Raw genomic sequence first — 19,515 nt, forward strand, 5'->3', positions numbered from 1 at the left:
GCGATCGCTGTGAGATAGTTAAGCAATAAAATGCCCATCAAGAAGAGAAAATTAGGAGGCAGTTATGCCACTTGATAGGTGTATGGAGTTTCATCTATATAATATTATATGGTTATATGGTGAAATATGGTAGCAACTGCTGTGAGGCAAAGCCAAATGACACTTATACAATTGTGGCGATTTATCACAATGATGCTGGCTTCCTTTAGTCTAAGCTTGTCTATGGCTCATTTGCTAGAACTACCGCAAAGAATACAATTTGACCAACAACTCTGGGTAAAAGTGACCGTTTTTGAAAATGTTTATCGGTATTTTGGCTCAGTTGGTGCCGCATTTGAAATTGGCTCGGTTTTCACAGCAATTGTGTTGGCGTTCCTCGTCCGCAAACGTGGCTCAACATTTTATTGGACATTAGGAGGAGCGATTCTTTTTGTGCTGGCTCTTGTCAGTTGGATAATATTTGTAGCCCCCATGAACGCGGAATTTGCAACGTGGCTGACTAATCCCGTTCCGTCAAACTGGACACGATATCGTAACCAATGGGAGTATGCACATGCAGTAAATGCCTTGCTCAAAATAATTGGCTTCAGTTCACTAGTAATTTCTGTGCTGGTTGAAACAGCAAAACGAAAGGTTGCTCATTCTAATCACTCGTAAGAAATTTCAAGTTGGTGATTATTTTAGATAGTAGATTTTTGGCGATAAACAGTTTGATTCTTTGAAGTGAACCTTACCAATGAAGGAAATATCACGCGAGTTCGGACATTGGTAGAATCACTTGTGGGAGACTATGGCGATTGATTTTGATTGAAAAAAGTAATTGATCGAATGGCACGGAGAAAAGGCAAAATGTCACCAAGGTAGGGTATTTTATGCAACACCTAATTTCCGACTCTATACAGAAACCCTTCCCCTCTGCGATCTTAATGATAAGTCTTTAACCAAACACGATCTCACTGGACAAGAGGGAGCAAATTGTTGAAATTCAGCGTCAGGAGTAGATAATTCAACTAAAGTTTTAGGTGTAAATAGATGCACAATGGTTTTAGGAGTAAGCTGCCACTACTGCTGACATTCTGCTTATTTACTAGCTTTTTGCCTGCCTCTGGTTCAGTTTTATGTCCAGCCGTTGCCTCTGATGAATACTATAAAATAGCCAGAGATTATGGCAGAGATGGACGCGCAGGAACCGATGGGCGATCGGGTAGAGATGGTAGCAGCGGTGAAAACCAAAATATTTTTGTCAATGGTTCACCTGTAAATCTTGACTTGTCTGGTAAAGATGGTGAAGACGGGGAAGACGGTGAACATGGTTATCAACCTGACTGTGGTTCCCAACGCGGCGATGCCTACGGCGGGCTACGCCTACGCGTCAGCCATGATATAAATGCACCAGATGGTGGTAGTGGCGGTAATGGTGGCAAAGGAGGAGATGGGGGAAATGGTGGTTCTCTCACAGTCTATTACAGCAATATGGCAGACTTACGGAATATTTCTGTCCGGGCAACTGGTGGGGAAGGCGGGCGCGGTGGTAGAGGTGGTAAGGGTACGGAGGGTTGTAACTGTCACAGACGGAGATGGGAAGTAAAAACCTGCAAGGGAACTCCTGGTAGCCCTGATTACAAGTGTACTGAAAAGGTTTATCGATGTAGCGATGGTAGCGATGGGCGAGATGGCAGCGATGGTAGCGATGGTAGCCAAGGGCGCTTAGGAACTTTGAGTATTGTTAATAGCAAGAAACCTTTGGCAGCTGATACTCCAACTGTGCAGCTAGCAATGTCGGAACTGATAAACAAACAGTTCAAACTCTCGAAGAATAAGTGGAATCAACGCATAGGCGCAGTTTCTCTACTTGCACCCGGTTCTGCGATCGCCGATGATTATCGAGAGTTTGAACAGCGTCTAGAAGAGGCTTTTCAAATAGATTGGCAAGAAAGACAACCCATTACCAGCTTTGGCAATCAAGCTGTAACACTAAATTTAACTGATAACAAACAAGTAGAAATTACTTTTGCTGAGGAATTATGGGTTGAAGGTAACAGCAAAAGTGAGGCTAACTTCACAACATTTACCGTTAACCATGCCATTCCCAAAAAAGATGTCACCCGGTTAGCTGTAGCAGAGTTTGCCGATGCTGGACAAAATCTCAACTTAAAAATAGTTGATTTGGCAGCCAAGTCTGATGCCATTAATACTCAGTTTCGCGTGAAATTCCGTGCCCAAGATAGCTCGCACGGTTTTTCTGGCTACAAAACTGAATTTGAAGGGGATATTCCTACAGAACTTGTGACTCGTGACTATAATCGTTTTACTCTAGCTTTGGGCAAGCTCAAAATTCCTGACGAAGCTTTACGCCCTGGTGTCAACGTTGATATTGAAGTCGTAGCAACTCGTTCTTTAGGAACACGTTCTGCCAAGCAAACTATTAGCTGGCAGGGTGCAATCCGCAAGCCTAGTTCAAGAGGCAGGGGGCAGGAGGCAGGAGGCAGGAGGTAGGAAGTAGGAGGTAGGAAGAGTAACCTACGCTTAAAAATGTGAGATTGAAGCAAAGATACTTTACATAATCCAAGAGCGTCTCTCGTACCAGTATCTTCTTTTTGACCCAAAAGTAAAGTTCTCATTCATACTTATTTGCTCCTGCCTCCTGCCCTCTGCCTCCTGCCTCCTGCCTTCTCTTATAAAGTTTAAGAAGATTTTTTCCCATCTGAAACCATTTGCGAGAGAATATAGGCTGCAAAATCTAGTAACTGATCCAGCAAAAAACCAATGATACCGATGTACAAGATTTCCTGGATTATATAATCAGTATTGCCAGCTTTATAAGCATCCCAGAGAGTGAAGCCAAGTCCTCTTGGCCCTGTTAACATTTCTGTGGCAATAACGATAAACCAAGCTACCCAAATGCTAACTTTCAAGGCATGAAATATATGAAAAATAGCTACTCGAAAGTTATTATTCTGTCTCTTGAAATGCTGCATCCCTATTGCTGTATTAATAATCATCGTCCAAAGAGTTCCTAGAAAAACTACTACAATAGCAGCCGAGTCACTCTCTTGAAACGCTATTAGGGCAATAGGTAGCAAAGCTATAGGAGGGATACTATGTGGTATCTGAAATATCAGCCGAAATAGCTGATAAATCATGCTATTTATCCCAATAAAATATCCGATAAAACTACCCAATACAGCGGCTGGAATATAACCAACAAATAACCGTTGCAGGCTAGCTAAAACGTCTAAAAACATATTATTTTCTCTGCCTCAGTTCTCATGGAAAACATTCGGGAAATACTGCGGCAACAACACAAAGCAGGGCTGATAAAAATGTATTGGATTACACATTCTATTCTGTTACTAAAAGATTTTTTATATCTTCTCCTCGTTAATTACTAATTAAAAAACTTAGGTATTATTACGATGTGATAGTAGTAGTACAAAGAAGAGGTAAAGCTTGACTTTACTAAACTTTATCAGAAAAGCAAATTTTAATTAGTAAATTAAATACATTTTCTAGAATTTATCAAAGAAGGCAGTTATTACTAAAGTTTACGTGCGTAGTTTACCGCCGTAGGCATCGCTCCTTGATTATCTAAGCTGATGGAACGAGCCAAAAAAAGCCTTGAACAGGGCGTAGGGATCAATTGGATGGGTATTCAAACCCCAACCAATTGTAGACAGTTGTAAATAATGACACAGTTTGCTAGTTATCTCTAATAAAAGACGCGATCGCCTTCTTTATCGGAGAACCGGAATCGTCCCTGGTATAGTAAGTAAGACCTTGATCGATAAATGCAGAGGTAGTATCTATTAACTGCTGAAGAATCTCGGAATTAGTATCATCTATTTGTTCAGTGACTTTTTCCCCTGTAAATTTATTTTTCCGCTCTTCTGGAGGTAATACAATGCGAGGATCTTTATAAGTCTCTTTTGGCTTGGGTTTAAATGTCTCATTTAAGTCAAACTGAAGACGTAAGTAACGTTTAGACTCATATCCACCCATGATTTGTCGGCAAATCGTACTATCAATCTCAGATGTAGGTTCCATGAAGATGTTAGTAAGATTTTTGATCCAGTCTAAGCCTCTCCATTTGCTGATTTGCTTATATTGATATGGTTCACCAGTTTGACCTGTGCCAATAGAAAGAATAGAAATATCTTCCAATCGCAGATTATCTAGTTTATATTGTTGCTTGATTTCTGGAGATACTGAAGACTGACTAATCCTCATCGCTAAACTCAAAGCTGCAAGAGAAGGGTTATTAGCAGAAACTCCTCCATCAATGTGTGGAAATTCCCAGTCACCAAATTTTTGTTTATCTACAGGTTCTAATTTATATGGTGGAAAAAAAGTAGGTGCTGAGGCAGAAGCGGTACATATTTCCCATAAATAACAGTCATCGTACCATCTGTCTCCTAAATCGGGATGACAATTTGTAAAAAAGGTTGTGTTGCGATATAGCGTATCGTAAGCAAGAATCAAAAGAATAGGGTTTTCGATATCCTTGATTCTTGTGGATTTATAGGCATCTTTGAGTACGCTAGTAATTCCATCATGAGAATATTTAGATGGGGAAAATACATCAATAATTGATTTGATGATGGATGGAAAGTTTTTGTAGCGCTCTTTTATCTCTAGAGGGAATATATCTTTACCTCTATTTTTATACATTTTAATGAGGTCATCACTCTCATTTCCGAGAGCAATTCCTCCTGCTAATATTGAACCAGTAGAAGTACCAGCAACCATGTCAAAATATTCGTGTAAAAACTCTCCTTTTCCCTGAGTTCTAATTTCTTGTTCTACTTGTTGAAGTATTCGTGCTGCAACAATTCCACGAATACCGCCACCGTCTAAAGCCAAAATCTTGAAGGACATAGCAATTCTCTTTGATTATTTTCTGTGGACAAGCATCATGAGATGAATCACAATACGATTCCATTAGCTTGTTTACTCTTATCCGACTTATCCGACTTATCCGACTGGAAGAATACCTAAGTTTTTTTTAACGAAGTGCCTTCTCTACGAGACACTACGTATAGCTTGCTTTTGCGTAGAACGGGTATGCGTAGTATTGGTGTCAACTTAACGTGAAAGCCATTCTAAAACCAGCTTTTAGATATTGTCTCGTTCCCAGTCTTCGACTGGGAATGCCGTCCTAGAGGCTCCGCCTCCCTCAACACTGTTCGGTTAAGGCAAGAGACGCGATGAATTGCCGTCTCTACAATAGTCAATCTTTCGTAGAGACGGCGATTTATCGCGTCTTTGTAATGATTTAACTTGAAACACTTAGAAATACAGCAAATTTCCACGTTGTGAGGTAAAGAAATATCCCACCCGCGCAATCTGGCGTGAAGGTTGGGGAGGAATATATCTCATGTAGTTGCTGTAAATTCAGGGTTTTAGTAAGGTTAAATAAATAGACCTCTTGCAAAAGTCCCTAACACCCCACCCCCAACCCCTCCCCGCTCTTCGGGAGGGGAGACAAAGCATAGCTTTGGCGGGGTGGGGTTCTTTCTTATTTTTGATTTATGCAAGAGGTCTAATATTTGCTACAAGAAAGTTAAAGCTTGACCCCGCACTTGCGTATTTACCTGGCCTTTGTCATAAACTATTTCACCGCCGACAATGGTGGTTTTAGCCCAGCCAGTCAGGTTCCAGCCTTCAAAAGGACTCCAATGGCATTTGGTTAAAAGTTCCTCGCGCTGGACTGGGCGGTATGTGTTTAAATCTACAAGCACCAAATCGGCATCGTAACCAGGTGCGATCGCTCCCTTATTAGGAATACCATAAGCCACAGCTACAGCTTTAGACATCCAGTTCACAACTTGAGCCACAGTACACTTTCCCTCCATTGCCGCAGTTAACATCAAAGCGAGGGAAGTTTCCACCCCAGGCATTCCTGAAGGGCTATTGGGATATTCTTGAGCTTTTTCTTCTAAGGTGTGCGGCGCGTGATCTGTCGCGATGAAATCAATCACGCCATCGCGCAAAGCTTGCCAGAGAACTTCGTTATCGTGGGGCGATCGCAAAGGTGGATTCATCTGTGCTAATGTGCCAATTGTTTTATATGCACTAGTATTTAATAACAAATGCTGTGGTGTCACCTCCGCTGTCACCCAACTCGGTTTCTCCTGACGCAGCAAATCTGCTTCTTCGGCAGTTGACATGTGGAGAATATGCAACCGACGTTGATATTTTTGAGAAAGTTTTAATGCTAGTTGGGTTGCCAGCAACGCCGCTTGATTATCTTGAATTTGCGAGTGAACGGCTGGATCGTGAATGTTGGCAAATTCTTGGCGGCGTTGGTTGATTCTAGCTTGGTCTTCGGCATGAACGGCAATTAAGCGATCGCCTTTGGCAAATATCGCCTCTAATGCTGTTTCACCATCAATCAACAACTGACCATGCATCGACCCCATGAAAATCTTAATTCCCGGTGTTGGCTTTGCTAAAAGCAAATCTGGTAAATTCTCTGCTGTTGCCCCAATAAAAAAGCCATAATTAACTAAGGATTTGTGTGAGGCCCGTTCTAGCTTGTCGTCTAGAGCCTGTTGTGTCGTAGTTAGGGGGCGCGTATTGGGCATTTCTAAAAAAGAAGTGACTCCCCCTTTAGCACAGGCACAACTGGCGGTGAATAAATCTTCTTTGTGTTCTAGTCCAGGTTCCCGGAAATGCACCTGCGGATCGATAACTCCTGGCAACAAAGTTAAGCCTTCTGCGTCAATTTCAGTGACTAGTGCTGTTTGGGAGATTTCTGGCGCAACTTCAACTATTTGGCGATCGCGCGTCAACACATCCCCAACCATCAGTTCACCATCGGGTAAGATTATGCGAGCGCGGCGAATCAGTAACATTTTTGGAGATGACATAGGGATAACCAAGTTTAGACAGCGAGTTATGTATTACAGAGAACCATGCTTTTAGGTTAAACTTATTCGCGATCGGAGTAACCAATTTTTGCCGCGCCTTAAAAAAAAGTTTATTTTTAACAAGAGAGGCAGTAAGGGTTTAAGTACCCCACCAAAATCTCCGATTTGGTGGACTGCAATTAGATAGGGTTGAACGCGAGATCGTCTCATATAGAAGCCTCATCTAAATTCAAACCTCCTACCCCCTACCTGGTTGTTGAGCGTAGTCGAAACACCGCCTTCTGCCCTCTGTTAGAAAGACTCTAACTGATGGTAATCTAAGATTGTAGAACGAAATCCAATAAAAACTTTTGTTTTTGACAGTTTTCTTTTTTGGACAATAGTAATATAAGTCGTGAATAAAGTCTTTGACAATTAAGACTTGGTTATGATTTAGGTAAGTTCTAGAGAACTTAGTTAGTTTTTTAACAGGAGAAGTAGGGTGCTTAACAACCTTCATCAGTTATTATCTCCCCGAAAGTGGGGAATTCCCCTCGCGGGCTTAGGCTTACTTCTCGGTTTGGGCTTTCTAGCCAAGCAGACTCAAGTAATATCATTTACAGATTCTCGATTATCATCGGCTCGGATTCACAAAACCTCCGAAAACTCTCTTTTGTCGCAGCTGAGAAAAGTTCGAGATCAAAGAAGTCAACTGAATGCGGCTTCTGGAGACGGAAAAACAGTAACTACAATCACAGCGCTGGTTCCAGGCGATGGGGGAACTACAAAAAGCGCAGGAGTTTTACCAAAAGCAAGTTTTCCTGTAAAAGATGGGATTTACCTCTATGGTCAATCCCCAAAACCAAACCAGCTTGGTCAAGGTTATATCATATTTCAAAAGCAGCAGGATAAGGTGAGGGGTGCGCTGTATATGCCCCAATCAGAGTTGAATTGTTTTCAGGGTACAATCAACCCATCAGGAGAGTTGGCGATGACGGTTAATAGTTCGTCAAATGAAGCCAGTTCTGAACAATCGAATCAGGTAGCTACAAGCAATAGACTGCCCAAGGTTGGTGAGGATGAGTCCAATTCTTATGCTTACTCCCTGGCTCTGCAAGACTTTTATCGGTTAAATTCGATCGCTAGCAGCGATCGCCGCACGTTAGAAATGTGCAAGTAATCCTAATGTCTTAAATTATGTCCTTTTGGACTAGACACACTCAAATAGCCCTGAGTGTGTTATTAAGCAATCCTCAGTAGTTTTTTACAACTTTTCCGCCACCCGTTAAAATCGCTGACCTGTAGTCACTTCAAATCTAAGTTCTCCTCGATCGCTAATTCCTAAATCACCTCGAATCAGCCCAAAGGATGACTTGACGCGCAATCCTAAGCCGTAACCAAACCCACTTCCAGGTTTATCTCGTAGCACTCCTGGTTCTCCTAGCACGGTTTCGCTAGACCCAAAATCTGAGGCGAAGTCAGTAAAAAGAACTCCTCCGATTGAGTAAAAAATTGGGAACCGATATTCCACAGAAGCTAAACCATAACTCCGACCACTGGCAACTTTTCCATAGCCGTAACCTCTGACAGAATTTAGTCCACCAATATTAAAAGCATCAGCTGGTGGAAAGTCGCCAATAGTCGTACCAATTTGTAAATTAATCGCCAACATTTCTGGATTGTCAGTTGGTCTACCATTACCGATCCAACTGACTGGTAAATACTGAATATAATCTCCCTGTAGACGGTTGCTAGAAATATTACCCAATCCAATCGGAATTGCTTGTTCTGTGCTGAGAGTCAGAATCGATCCTTGAGTCGGATTTTCTCGGCGATCGCGTTGATCTCTGGATACAGAAAATAATACTGTAAATAAGTCATCAATACCAGTACCGCTGACAGATAAAGGATTCCCTAAACTATCGACCTGTACAACTTTATAGTCGCGATCGCGTAGGCTAATTCTGGTATAATTCAAACTTATACCTGCATCCCACTCATCAAAAGATCGTAAAACTCCTACAGAACCGCCAAGCCTTCCCTCGCGTACTTTGTCACCGTTAGACAATTTGATATCTTCATTGAAGGTTCCCGATATATTACGATTACGAAAAGCTTTGATGCTGTAGCCTAAGCGGTTTGGTTCTTCAGGACGATAACGACTAGTAAACTGACCATTAAATTGGACATCTTTACCGCTGATTTGTACAGTCGTATCTAATTTATCGTTAAGACCGCTGATATTTTCATCTTTATAACCCACCCGACCGAATAATCCAACATCTTCGTTACTACCGCCTCCTAAGATTAGAGAAGGGAAGTTACGCTCTTTAATTTCATAGATGAGATTAACGCTGTTGGCATCTTCTTGTCGATAAACATTGACTTCATTAAATGACTCTAATCTCCGCAATCGTTGCAAGTCTGTTTCCAGTAAATCTTCACGGAATACCTCACCAGGTTTGAGTTTCAGCAGACCAATGATAAACTCTTTTTGAGTGCGTCCTTTGATCGGCTGACCTTTGTCATCGATCAATTGATCTTTGTTATTGACAAAACGAATCTGGATATCTTTGACAATTCTCTGAGAAAACTCCACAGACTGGGTATCTACTGGAGTTAATCCGATATAATCACCATATTTTGCATACCCTCCTTCTATCTCTAATGTTGGTTTTGTTGCCACAATACTACTAGTGCTATCTTCGGTAGAAGATTGAGAGTCTGCAACGGCCTCTAGATTTTCTCCAGCTATTAAGATGACTGCGATCGCAACTACAGCTATTTGAATACGCATAAATAAAGTTTTATCATTACCCGCATTTTGGGAACAGTTAAATTGTCCCATTACGACAGGACTATCTTGAAAATATCCTTTTAAGTTGTCACTAATAGCTAGTCTGCACCCCGTAATATCATGTCCGGTTCATCAAGCTGAATAAAAAATATTCGTTCGTAGTCAGGACTTGAGTCCTGGCTTTGGGGAATGAAGCCCCCACTATAAACCAATACGGTTCAGTTAAGGCTAAAACTCTTTGTCAAAGTCAATTTTTTTAACGAACCACAGAGGCGCAGAGGACACTGAGAGAAGAAAGAAATGCTTAACTGAACTGTATTGCACTATAAACTGCTTATTACAGGTGATTTCGCGGACATTGATTTGTCATTATTCTTTACCAGTTGCACTCAGGAGCATTTCCATCTAAGTACAGCTTTGATTACAGGATTTTTGCACATTACAGGGGGTTTCTTTTTCAGATAAAGGACTGTTTCTTCTCTTAAAGTATACGAATGCTGACAGTGAGTTTGGGGTTCACCAGGCAGGGGAAAACCTCGGCATACCAGGTTTAATCTTGAATTATATCTTTTAACATCTTCTACGGCATTCATAGCTATTTTAATTTCTTTTAGGGCATTAGTTATTGCAGAGCGTACCTTACCATTTCTATCTATACGAGCAGTGTTTAAATAGGGAACTGCATCTTTTGCATTTGCGCCAATTTGCCCTAAAGCATTAGCAGCACCAGCGCGGATATTACTATCTGGATCTTTTAGAGCAATAATGAGAGCCGGAACTGCATCTTTACCAATTTGTCCAAGTGCGTTAGCAGCACTGGAACGAACATCCTCATTTTTATCTTTGAGAGCCTGAATTAGAGGTTTAACAGCGTCTTTACCAATTATTTGTCCTAGAGCATAAACAACAACAATAGGAATATTTTGTCTTGTATCCTTTAATAATCCATTTAATACAGGAACTGCTGGTGCTGCTGACGCACCAATATCACCAAGTACAGCAATTGTGATGATGTTAAAGTTTTCGTCTTTATTTTCGTCGAGGGCTTTGATAAGAGCAGGAACAGCTTTTGAGTCGCAGGCTACTAACAGTTTTATATCAGTGCTTTCACCTTTGTTTAATTGCTGAATATGCTGTTTAATGTCTGCTTCCGTACATTGAGGTTGAACCGATGGAGTTTGAGCGAGTGCTGTTGCATTCGTAAACTGGGGTAAGGTTATAGCTCCCAGCACAGCCAAAGTCATAAATATAGCTGCTGTTCCAGATTTCCATTGATTCTCAATCAAAACAACCTCCTGCAAAAAACACTTATTAAAAAAATGCGTATTCATTACAACTCACTTAGCATGAATACATGTATCTCACTTATAAAAATAGAGCAGATCGCACATTGATGAAGTATTAAGATAACTACTTTTAGGTTTTATCTTGTTATTCATTTACTTTCAGAAACAATGTTTATTTAAACAGGTTTATACTAGAAGCAAAACTTTGCTAATTATCGGCAGTATTTTAGTACATGCCTCTGCAAGTTTTGCTGCTTCAGGCAAGCTAGAAACAGTACCTTTCAAAATCTTCATGGCTGTTTTCGCAGCCTTTTGAAGCGCACCATCTTCAGGCTTTTGCCCTGCATCTGCTAAAGCTTTTACTTGCTCTAAAGCTTCTACTTTATCTTCATCAGGTAAATCTGATTCTGCCTCAATAGCTGCTTGTAGTTCAGTTAACAACTCTTTGATGCCAACTTTGCCTGATTCAGAAGAGTCTGGTAATTGACTAATAGTATTGGTGACTGAGCCGCTAATTGCTCCAATTGCAACTCCGGTCATAGTTTGGTTTTCACCTGCTACTGCAACACCACTAACACTTCCTTGAACTCCGCTAATATTAACATTACCTTTACTTTCTGACATAATAAATTCTCCTTGATTTTGATAAGTCTCTACATAAAATTTGGGCTGATGAATGGCACTCTCTAAGAGTTTTTCCAAACTCCTAATTCTTTCATCTTTTTCTTGGACTCCTAACAAAAGTGCTTGTAAATCACTATAAGGTAAAGATTGAATTTCACTATATTTCTGAAAATATTCTTTGTATAGTTCAGAGCGATTTGCATTACCAGCAACTTTAGCTTGAAGTCGAACTTTTTCTTGACCTCTACCTTCCAGTGCTACTATTTCTAACTCAGCTTCTGGGTGATTCTCTGCTAACTGTGTAATGGCAATAGCGGCAGCACTTGGATCAATCCCTTCATAGTGAAATAGGTCAAGAGTTTTGAACTTCTTGCCTATGTCGCGCAAATCAACATTTTGAGTTTGGTACAGGTCAAGAGTTTTAAGAATCGGGGCAATAAAATCAGCAAAATCTCCTTCATTAAAGGTTTCCTGTCGATTATCAGGTTTACGACAAGGATCTGGGTCGTCCTTAGTCGGTAGTTGCATATAAATGTACTCGCACTTTACCGCATCTAGTTGGGTGTCAGTGGAAATACCCCAATTTTCAATATAGGCTCCAGTTAAACAAGCTTGCGTTAAGTTAGTATCATATAGCTGTGCTTGGGCAAGTTTTGCCCCTGATAAATTAGCATTCTGTAAAGTAGCTGCGCTGAGATCAGCACGTATCAAGCTAGCATCTTGCAGATTAGCATCTTTAAGGTTGAGTTCTCGCAAATCTAGGCGATCAAACTTTTGCTCTCGGCCATCTTTAGTGATTAGCAACTGTTGCACCTTTGGATGTTCTAAATATGTGCCTTCAACACGAGCTTGTTCTAGTTTTTGTACACCAAACCAACAGGTACGGGTAAGGGTAGCTTTTCTCAAATCCACACTTTTGAGGGTAGCTTGGGTAAAGTCAGCATCTGTTAAATCTGCACCCCGAAAATTGGTTCCTTTTTGAGCAACCATACCAATTGCCAGCACTCGAATTAGCGAATATTTTTTTTCTCCAGCTATGGCTTGCCAACCAATATAAATACCAGATGCGATCGCAGCTAAACCAATCAACCCCGCTATAAGGTAAGCTGACTCCTGTGACCTAACTCCTAGTAAAACGCCAAGTACAGCACCGATAAAAGCCATTACTCCTGCTAAAGTTCTCGCTTTTGGTAAAGTCATTACTCTTGCTACAGCTACAGCTACAGCCATATTGCCAATTCCGGCAAGCACACCAGTTAAAGCTAGGGTAGTAAATACTGCACCAATTACTAAATTTCTTCCCGTTTCATTTTCTGGAAGAAAAGCCAGTGCTGCGATTAAGCAAGCAGCTACTACTTCAGCTAGTATTGTTAGTATTGCTCCTAATCCTTGCCAGAAAATAATAATCAAAAATATCGCTAAGGTGATTAAGGAAAGAATACCGAAAAATAAATTTTCATAAATATTATCACTTAATAAATCAGCGATAAAAGCACCAGCATAAGCTGAGATTAATCCTGCAAATAATGATAAAATTAGTGACAATACAACTAAGCCAATCGCCCAAAAAATTGGTAAACCTGCTTTGGTATTGCGGAAGTTAGCACCAATTAAAATAGCATCACGGAAGTCTGCACCTCGGATATCGGCGTGGCTGAAGTTCGCGGCTGCGAGGTTTTTTCCCCGGAAATCTGCACCCTGTAAACTAGCACGGTGAAATTCATCTACCATTATTGTTTACCCGTTGCACTCTAGGGCATTTCCATCTTAGTAGATCCCCGATTGCTGGTATTCTGCACATTACAGGAGAGTTAGCACTTAGACGCTTTTTTACTGTTCGTGATATATGACTAGAATCACTACAGGTCGTGCATAAGTCAAGTTCAAATATGTCTATAGATTCGTAAATTATTATAGCTGCGTTAATCTCTCTAAGAGCATTCACAGCTGCATAACTTACTTTGGCACTTGTATCTTTTAGAGCAGTCTTCAACAAAGCCGGAACAGCATGTCTTGCTTCTATACCAAATTGTCCTAGAGCTTTAGCAGCCCTGTAACGAATAATCAAATTTTTACTTTTAAGAGCTTGAACAAGAGGGCGAACTGGGTTTTGACCAATTTGCTTAAGAGCATGGACAGCCATTACCCTAACATCCTTACTTGTATCTTCTAATGATTTAGTTAATAGAGGTACAGCTGGTGCTGCTTTCGTGCCAATTTCACCGAGCGCAGCAATTGTAATAATCCGAAAGTCTTCATCCTGATTTTCTAGGGCTTTGATGAGAGCAGGAACTGCTTTTGAGTTGCAAGCGACTAAGGCATTAAAATTAACATTTTCAAATTTTTCAAATTCATTTAATTGCTGAATATACTGTTTAATGTCTGTTTCATTACATAGAGGTTCCACTGATGGAGTTTGAGCGATCGCTTTTGTATCGGCTAACTGAGGTAAGTTTATAGCTCCTAATGCAGCCAAAGCGATAATTACAGATGCTGTTCTAGATTTCCATTGCTTCTGAGTCAAGTATAACCTCCATCAACAAATAGTTTTAAGCAGAAATAAGTAGTAATTACAACTTAATTTATTCTAAATGCGTAAGTATAGCTATAAAATTAAATTGTATTATCCAGGTTATTTGCAAAACAAACTAATTGTCAAACAATATACACCTTTAATAAGTGTAACCAGTAAAAATACTGTTAGACAATAAATTATGCGGACATGATATAGCGGTTCTCGCTTGGGTACAGTACAGAATGGCACTAAGTTAATCGCAAAGCCCTGATATAACAAGATTTTTGAGTGTGGGGAGAGTGGGAAGTGTGGGAGGTGTGGGGAGGGTGGGGAGAAAGAGGAGAAATTGAATAACTGCACATCAATGAACGCTGCATTGCCTCCCACACCCCCCACACCTCCCACACCCTGCCAGCAAGGAGGTTTCAGCTTTTCTTAGTGCCATTCGGTACAGTACAGTTTTGAGTCTTAATCCCCTTCTAGCAACAAAAGTTTTTCTGCTTCCCTCTGCTCTTAGGCTAGGGTATACACATAAGTATGACCAGCATAGGTTTCAACTCTTCTCGTAGTTTCGTAGGGTGCGTAATGGACACGCCGAAATAACAAATGAGTCCGCCGAAATAACAAATGCTGTCGCCGAAATAGCAAATGCGAACCCCGAAATAGCAAATGCGAACCCCGAAATAGCAAATGCGAACCCCGAAATAGCAAATGCGAACCCCGAAATAGCAAATGCGAACCCCGAAATAGCAAATGCGAACCCCGAAGTAACAAATGCGATCGCTGAAATAGCTTGCAAACCTGGATTTTACCCCACCCTAACCCTCCTTTAGAGACTACGGTGTATACACAAGTCTGAAATAGTTTACTCACCTGGCTTTTCGCGTCAGTTTTACCCCACCCTAACCCTCCCCGTATGTATTGGGGAGGGAACTAGATTCCTGTTTCCACCCTTTCCAAGGGGGGATTAAGGGGGGTAATTTGACTTGTGTATACACCGTAGCCTCTTAGGAGAGGGAACTAGATTTCTTTTTCCCCCTGTTTATTGGGGTGATTAAGGGGGGTAATTCGACTTGTGTGTACACCGTAGCCTCTTAGGAGAGGGTTAGGGAGAGGTAGCGAAGGGGTTGGGGGTTAGGTCTGTATTTAACTCAACTGCAAACCGCTATATCAAAGCTTTCTTTCTTCAATAACTAATGTCAGACTAACCCATTCACCTTTATCGTTGTAGCTGCGAATCATCCTCTGGCGCAGGTTTGGCTGGATTAACCAACCCGCTTCTATAAAAAATGGTTGACGTAACTGCACCTTGAGAGGTGAAGTTGCAGAAGCGCCATCTGGTAAAAATAATACTTGCACTTGCTTTTCTGGATCTTGGTCAAAGAGAACGATGGGGCCTTTGATGGTAGCAGTTGAGGTAATTGTGCGTTCTGCAAAAGATGTATTTTGAATTAATCGCCCAGCATCATCAAGTTGTAATTTTAAAGTTGTAGAGTAAGTATGAGGCGATCGCCAATCTGGATATATTGTTACTGCTTGACCTTGCCATTCTCCCAACAAATCATTTATCTGTAAAGTTGGACGTTCTGTTGCTGGGGTTCCAGCGAGATGTTCTCGAATTAAAATTAATTCCTTTAGCTGACCGGTAGTATCAAACAGTTGTACCAGACGCAAGCGGCGATTTTCATGAACAAAAGCAAGTTCTCCACCAAATTCGGAAAATGGCCCTAGCTGAATTAAACCTTCTGAAAAGGAACCATTTTCAAAAAATAGTAGACTCCGCCCCAGAGAACTATATTCTTTAACTAAATCATCTCGTCCAGAACGGCATAGAGTTAAACGCACTGTCTGGTTATTGTTCAAACCTTCTAGGGAAAGACGACTAGGAGTATCGTTCAAAAGTGTTCCTTGGGGAGAAAAATTCGTAAATGAACCTTCCCAAACACCGAGATTCTGCAAAAAACATTCCCATTGCGATTTCATAGTGATTTTGTCATTTGTTATTTGTCATTGGTCATTTGTCATTGGTCATTGGTCATTGGTCATATCATGTCCGCATAATTAGTTTATGATTCCCACAGTCATTGCACCCCACCCCTTAATCCCCTCCCCGCTTGCGGGGAGGGGAGACAAAGCGTAGCTTTGGCGGGGTGGGGTTCTTCGGGTTTGATAAGTAATCAAGCGGACATGATATCATTTGTTATTTGTCATTTGATTAGCCCTGTTAAGTTGATATATAGGTTTAATTTCATATTCGTTCAAGCAAAACTTCAGTTATTCTTTTAAAATTTTGAAAATTTCGAGTTCAGAGGTCAAAGTTCTGAGTTCAGAAGTCGGAGTTCCGAGTTCAGAAGTCGAAGTTCCGAGTTCAGAAGTCGAAGTTCCGAGTTCAGAAGTCGGAGTTCCGAGTTCAGAGGACAAATGACCAATGACAAAGGACTAATGACCAATGACTATCCTTTAGCAAAACGTCGGACAGCAAATAAGCTCCCCATTAATCCTACACCTGCACCGAAACTCAAAAGAATCAGGGGCAATAATAAAATTTCTGCTGGCGTGAGTTGCACTCTGTTGGTGATGACTTGGATAAACTCAGGTTGATTGACTAGCAACTTACCGAGAAACTGTTGAATTACAGAAATGAAACTCCAAGCGATCGCACCACCAACCAAACCAAAGACAATTCCTTGTAAAATGAACGGGAGGTAAATCCAAACAGAAGTCGCTCCCACTAGTTGCATAATTTCAATTTCCTGGCGACGCGCCATGACAATCAGCCTAATTGTGGTGGTAGTCACTGCGATCGCTGTTAAAGTCAGAATCATCGTAATTGTTAAAGTAATCCAGTTCAGACCCCGGTGCAACTGGGCAATGCGTTTAACGGCTTCATCGACATACTGCACCGTCTCAACTCCTCGTAATTTAGCCAACTGTGTTGCTAAGGTTGGTACAACTTGAGAATTACGTGCTTTTACCTTCATCTCATCAACCAGAGGATTCTCACCTAACTGCTGGGTAGCACCCTCAATATCAGAAATTCTCATTTCCTTAACTAACTTAGTCCAAGCTTCTTCTTTGGTAATGGTTTTTATCGCCGCCACCTCTGGCATTTTAGCGATTAGTGGCTCAATACTTTCAATTTGCGTATCCGGTTCGAGATAAACTGATACTTCTAGCTGGCTACCAAACTGATAGAGAAGTTTTTCAACTTGCCAAGAGGTTTGCAAACTCAAGCCGAATAAAAACAGTAACACCGTCACAGTGCTGACAGCAGCCCAATTCATCCAACCTCCCCGCAGTAAACCGAGGAAAGTTTCTTTCAGCAGATAATCAAGTTTCGTGAAAGATTTAAACACACATCACCTCAGAATTTGAACTTAACGCCAAAGCAATAAGTTCAGCTTTTGCGTCTTTGCGTCAATAACACCACTATTTATAGTCAATGGTGCAAAGTTTGCCAATATCTCAGCTTTTATTTATTGCTACTTCCTTCTTCTGTCCTCCTGCTGCCTTGACCATTTACTCGCTCTTCATGCCATTTGCCATAGATATATTCACTATTGCCTCTAACAGTTATTGATAATAATTGGCTAGCTGTTTTAGTTTCTCAGCAATTCTACTGTTCTTTAAACTGACCTCCAAAAAGTGGGGAAATAGTTTGGTATTTATACGATGTTTTTCTCTGGAGATCGTAGTAATTTGATAGGGAGAAACAGATTGATTTAAGGAAAGTTAAACCATGAACTTATTAAATAAAGCCAATTTGGACAATAGCTTCTTAAACCAGATCCGCTATCAGCTTGAGTCCGTAGAAATACATAATTCTAATCTAGCCAGACTATTGTGCAAGATCATTCCTTCCAATTGCCCTTTTGAAAGAACCGTTACAGTTTTCGGTCGGACTCTGCTTCGCATTCCACCTTTATGTAAATTGAACCCTCTTTATGAACAGATAGTTGGTCTTCGTTTTAAGTGTTTATTATATTTAGTCAATGAATGTGGTGAGGATGCCAGAAAATATTGTTAAACATAGGTTTACATCAAAAAATAGATTGAAAAAATCTTTTTGCTAAGAAAAATTGTAGAGAAATTCTAGTTGCAATCAGATGTAAATCAGAAATAGACTGGTGAACGACTGACAATCAATTTCACATTTAAAAGTACTGTTTAATGATGTCAGCCTCGATAAAAGGATCGCTCCAAGTATGGTGCAACGTGACTTCACAATAATTATTTTGGAGATTGGTACTACGTCTAAGGGGATGTTTAAAAAGTATTATTGCTAACAATACAAACTCGGAGACGTAACCCTCCTAGCAAGCTTTATTTATAATAAATAAGGGTTTCACAGCCTCTCACTCTTGGCATCAGCCTGCCGTTAGGCAAGCAAAAAGAGGAATGGCAGATGGGTTTTTGCTATACTCCAGGACTTTTTAAACATCCTCTAACTGAGATTGATAGAATGAAAATAGTACGGAATTTTCACCATCTAGCCATCGAGACTCATGCCCTCTGAAATTGCTGTCGAGAAAAAAAAGTTAAAAAATCCACCTTTGGAGCTTCATTATTTAGGCGATCGCGTGCTGCGTCAAGCTGCAAAGCGGATTTCTAAAGTTGATGACGAACTTCGCCAAATAGTGCGCGAAATGCTGCAAACTATGTACAGCAAAGATGGCATTGGTTTGGCTGCGCCCCAAGTAGGAATTCACAAACAATTAATTGTCATCGACCTGGAACCAGAGAACGCAGCTAATCAGCCTTTGGTGTTGATTAACCCCACCATTAAACAAGTCAGCCGCGACCTCTCTGTTGCCCAAGAAGGATGCTTGAGTATTCCCAACGTATATTTAGACGTGAAGCGCCCCGAAGTCGTAGAAATTGCCTATAAAGACGAGTATGGTCGTCCTCGGACATTAAAAGCTAATGACCTCCTGGGACGCTGCATTCAGCACGAGATGGATCACCTTAACGGCGTGGTATTTGTAGACCGTGTAGAAAACTCCTTGACTTTAGCCCAGGAGCTATCTAAGAATGGCTTCTCGTATCAAGCGGTGAAACCAATAGCATAGGGGGGCAATAGTGTATTTAACTCCAAAAAGCAGTTTATTTCTCGGTGGTTCTTGTGTAAGTGCGATCGCCGCCGTCGGTTCGATTTTTGAACTCGGTTACGGACAACCAGATTTTGGTTTCACAGCCACGGCAATTATCCTGGTATTGAGCATTCCACTCACAGGATTATTTTTCTTTGCCGCAGTTAAGGACGCAAGGGCTAACATGAAATAAGCATCAGGTACATAAAAAAGGTAAAGGGATGAAGGAAAAGGCAAAATTCATTCTTTTACCTTTTATTTTTGGGACTTCCAGAAAATAAATTATCCAATTTACTCAGATAATATTTTGTTGTCTTCCCCCTGCTCCCTGCTCCCTGCTCCCCTTTGCTCTCCA

Annotated in this window: 17 protein-coding genes; 7 read left to right on the top strand and 10 right to left on the bottom strand. The window is 41.0% G+C overall.

Annotated features, from left to right (window positions below):
• The first annotated feature begins 156 nt into the window (after nucleotides 1-156).
• Both CDG76_RS23875 and CDG76_RS23880 read left to right on the top strand, forming a co-directional pair.
• Nucleotides 157-657 carry a DUF1772 domain-containing protein gene (locus CDG76_RS23875; protein ID WP_094351504.1) on the top strand — a complete coding sequence of 167 codons (501 nt, stop codon included), beginning with the start codon at nucleotides 157-159 and terminating at the stop codon, nucleotides 655-657.
• Between the two features lie 375 nt (nucleotides 658-1,032).
• Entirely contained in the window at nucleotides 1,033-2,496 is a 1,464-nt protein-coding gene (locus CDG76_RS23880; RefSeq protein ID WP_094351383.1) for a hypothetical protein, read from the top strand.
• Nucleotides 2,497-2,684: 188 nt separating this feature from the next.
• On the opposite strand, the gene CDG76_RS23885 is transcribed toward CDG76_RS23880, so the two are convergent.
• The 3 genes from CDG76_RS23885 to CDG76_RS23895 form a co-directional block, all read right to left on the bottom strand.
• Entirely contained in the window at nucleotides 2,685-3,245 is a 561-nt protein-coding gene (locus tag CDG76_RS23885) for a nitrate transporter (RefSeq protein ID WP_094351384.1), read from the bottom strand.
• 454 nt (nucleotides 3,246-3,699) lie between these two features.
• Entirely contained in the window at nucleotides 3,700-4,875 is a 1,176-nt protein-coding gene (locus CDG76_RS23890; RefSeq protein ID WP_094351385.1) for a patatin-like phospholipase family protein, read from the bottom strand.
• 674 nt (nucleotides 4,876-5,549) lie between these two features.
• The gene (locus CDG76_RS23895) at nucleotides 5,550-6,869 is read right to left on the bottom strand and encodes a dihydroorotase (protein ID WP_094351386.1); all 1,320 of its coding nucleotides are present in this window, start codon (nucleotides 6,867-6,869) and stop codon (nucleotides 5,550-5,552) included.
• A gap of 481 nt (nucleotides 6,870-7,350) precedes the next feature.
• Between CDG76_RS23895 and CDG76_RS23900 the strand changes: the two genes are divergently transcribed.
• Complete coding sequence (locus tag CDG76_RS23900; protein ID WP_094351387.1) at nucleotides 7,351-8,028, top strand: hypothetical protein; 678 nt, start codon at nucleotides 7,351-7,353, stop codon at nucleotides 8,026-8,028.
• A 105-nt stretch (nucleotides 8,029-8,133) separates the two neighbouring features.
• On the opposite strand, the gene CDG76_RS23905 is transcribed toward CDG76_RS23900, so the two are convergent.
• From CDG76_RS23905 to CDG76_RS23930, 6 genes are all read right to left on the bottom strand, one after another.
• Nucleotides 8,134-9,645, bottom strand: coding sequence for a BamA/TamA family outer membrane protein (locus tag CDG76_RS23905; RefSeq protein WP_094351505.1), 1,512 nt, complete (start codon nucleotides 9,643-9,645; stop codon nucleotides 8,134-8,136).
• A 389-nt stretch (nucleotides 9,646-10,034) separates the two neighbouring features.
• Nucleotides 10,035-10,931, bottom strand: a complete 897-nt coding sequence (locus CDG76_RS23910) for a HEAT repeat domain-containing protein (RefSeq protein WP_190240960.1) — start codon at nucleotides 10,929-10,931, stop codon at nucleotides 10,035-10,037.
• Nucleotides 10,932-11,117: 186 nt separating this feature from the next.
• Nucleotides 11,118-13,286 (bottom strand): pentapeptide repeat-containing protein, encoded by a 2,169-nt coding sequence (locus tag CDG76_RS23915; protein WP_094351389.1) that lies wholly within the window; start codon nucleotides 13,284-13,286, stop codon nucleotides 11,118-11,120.
• Nucleotides 13,276-14,079: a HEAT repeat domain-containing protein gene (locus CDG76_RS23920; RefSeq protein WP_094351390.1), complete on the bottom strand. Its 804-nt coding sequence runs from the start codon at nucleotides 14,077-14,079 to the stop codon at nucleotides 13,276-13,278. Before CDG76_RS23920 ends, CDG76_RS23915 begins: the two co-directional genes overlap by 11 nt.
• Nucleotides 14,080-14,583: 504 nt before the next feature.
• Complete coding sequence (locus CDG76_RS23925; RefSeq protein WP_190240961.1) at nucleotides 14,584-14,943, bottom strand: hypothetical protein; 360 nt, start codon at nucleotides 14,941-14,943, stop codon at nucleotides 14,584-14,586.
• 297 nt (nucleotides 14,944-15,240) lie between these two features.
• Nucleotides 15,241-16,053 (bottom strand): DUF3598 family protein, encoded by an 813-nt coding sequence (locus tag CDG76_RS23930; protein WP_094351392.1) that lies wholly within the window; start codon nucleotides 16,051-16,053, stop codon nucleotides 15,241-15,243.
• Nucleotides 16,054-16,360: 307 nt separating this feature from the next.
• On the opposite strand from CDG76_RS23930, the gene CDG76_RS39185 reads away from it, so the two are divergent.
• Nucleotides 16,361-16,495 (top strand): hypothetical protein, encoded by a 135-nt coding sequence (locus CDG76_RS39185; protein WP_262984355.1) that lies wholly within the window; start codon nucleotides 16,361-16,363, stop codon nucleotides 16,493-16,495.
• 28 nt (nucleotides 16,496-16,523) lie between these two features.
• Here CDG76_RS39185 and CDG76_RS23935 read toward each other — a convergent pair whose 3' ends face one another.
• Nucleotides 16,524-17,426 carry a cell division protein FtsX gene (locus CDG76_RS23935; RefSeq protein WP_094351393.1) on the bottom strand — a complete coding sequence of 301 codons (903 nt, stop codon included), beginning with the start codon at nucleotides 17,424-17,426 and terminating at the stop codon, nucleotides 16,524-16,526.
• A gap of 383 nt (nucleotides 17,427-17,809) precedes the next feature.
• Between CDG76_RS23935 and CDG76_RS23940 the strand changes: the two genes are divergently transcribed.
• The 3 genes from CDG76_RS23940 to CDG76_RS23950 all read left to right on the top strand — a co-directional run bounded on the left by CDG76_RS23940 (nucleotide 17,810) and on the right by CDG76_RS23950 (nucleotide 19,353).
• The gene (locus CDG76_RS23940; protein WP_094351394.1) at nucleotides 17,810-18,097 is read left to right on the top strand and encodes a Mo-dependent nitrogenase C-terminal domain-containing protein; all 288 of its coding nucleotides are present in this window, start codon (nucleotides 17,810-17,812) and stop codon (nucleotides 18,095-18,097) included.
• 478 nt (nucleotides 18,098-18,575) lie between these two features.
• Nucleotides 18,576-19,139, top strand: coding sequence for a peptide deformylase (gene def / locus CDG76_RS23945; protein WP_094351395.1), 564 nt, complete (start codon nucleotides 18,576-18,578; stop codon nucleotides 19,137-19,139).
• 10 nt (nucleotides 19,140-19,149) lie between these two features.
• Nucleotides 19,150-19,353, top strand: a complete 204-nt coding sequence (locus tag CDG76_RS23950) for a hypothetical protein (RefSeq protein WP_094351396.1) — start codon at nucleotides 19,150-19,152, stop codon at nucleotides 19,351-19,353.
• Nucleotides 19,354-19,515 lie beyond the last annotated feature (162 nt).

The sequence above is a fragment of the Nostoc sp. 'Peltigera membranacea cyanobiont' 210A genome (assembly GCF_002246015.1).
Taxonomy (GTDB): Bacteria; Cyanobacteriota; Cyanobacteriia; order Cyanobacteriales; family Nostocaceae; genus Nostoc.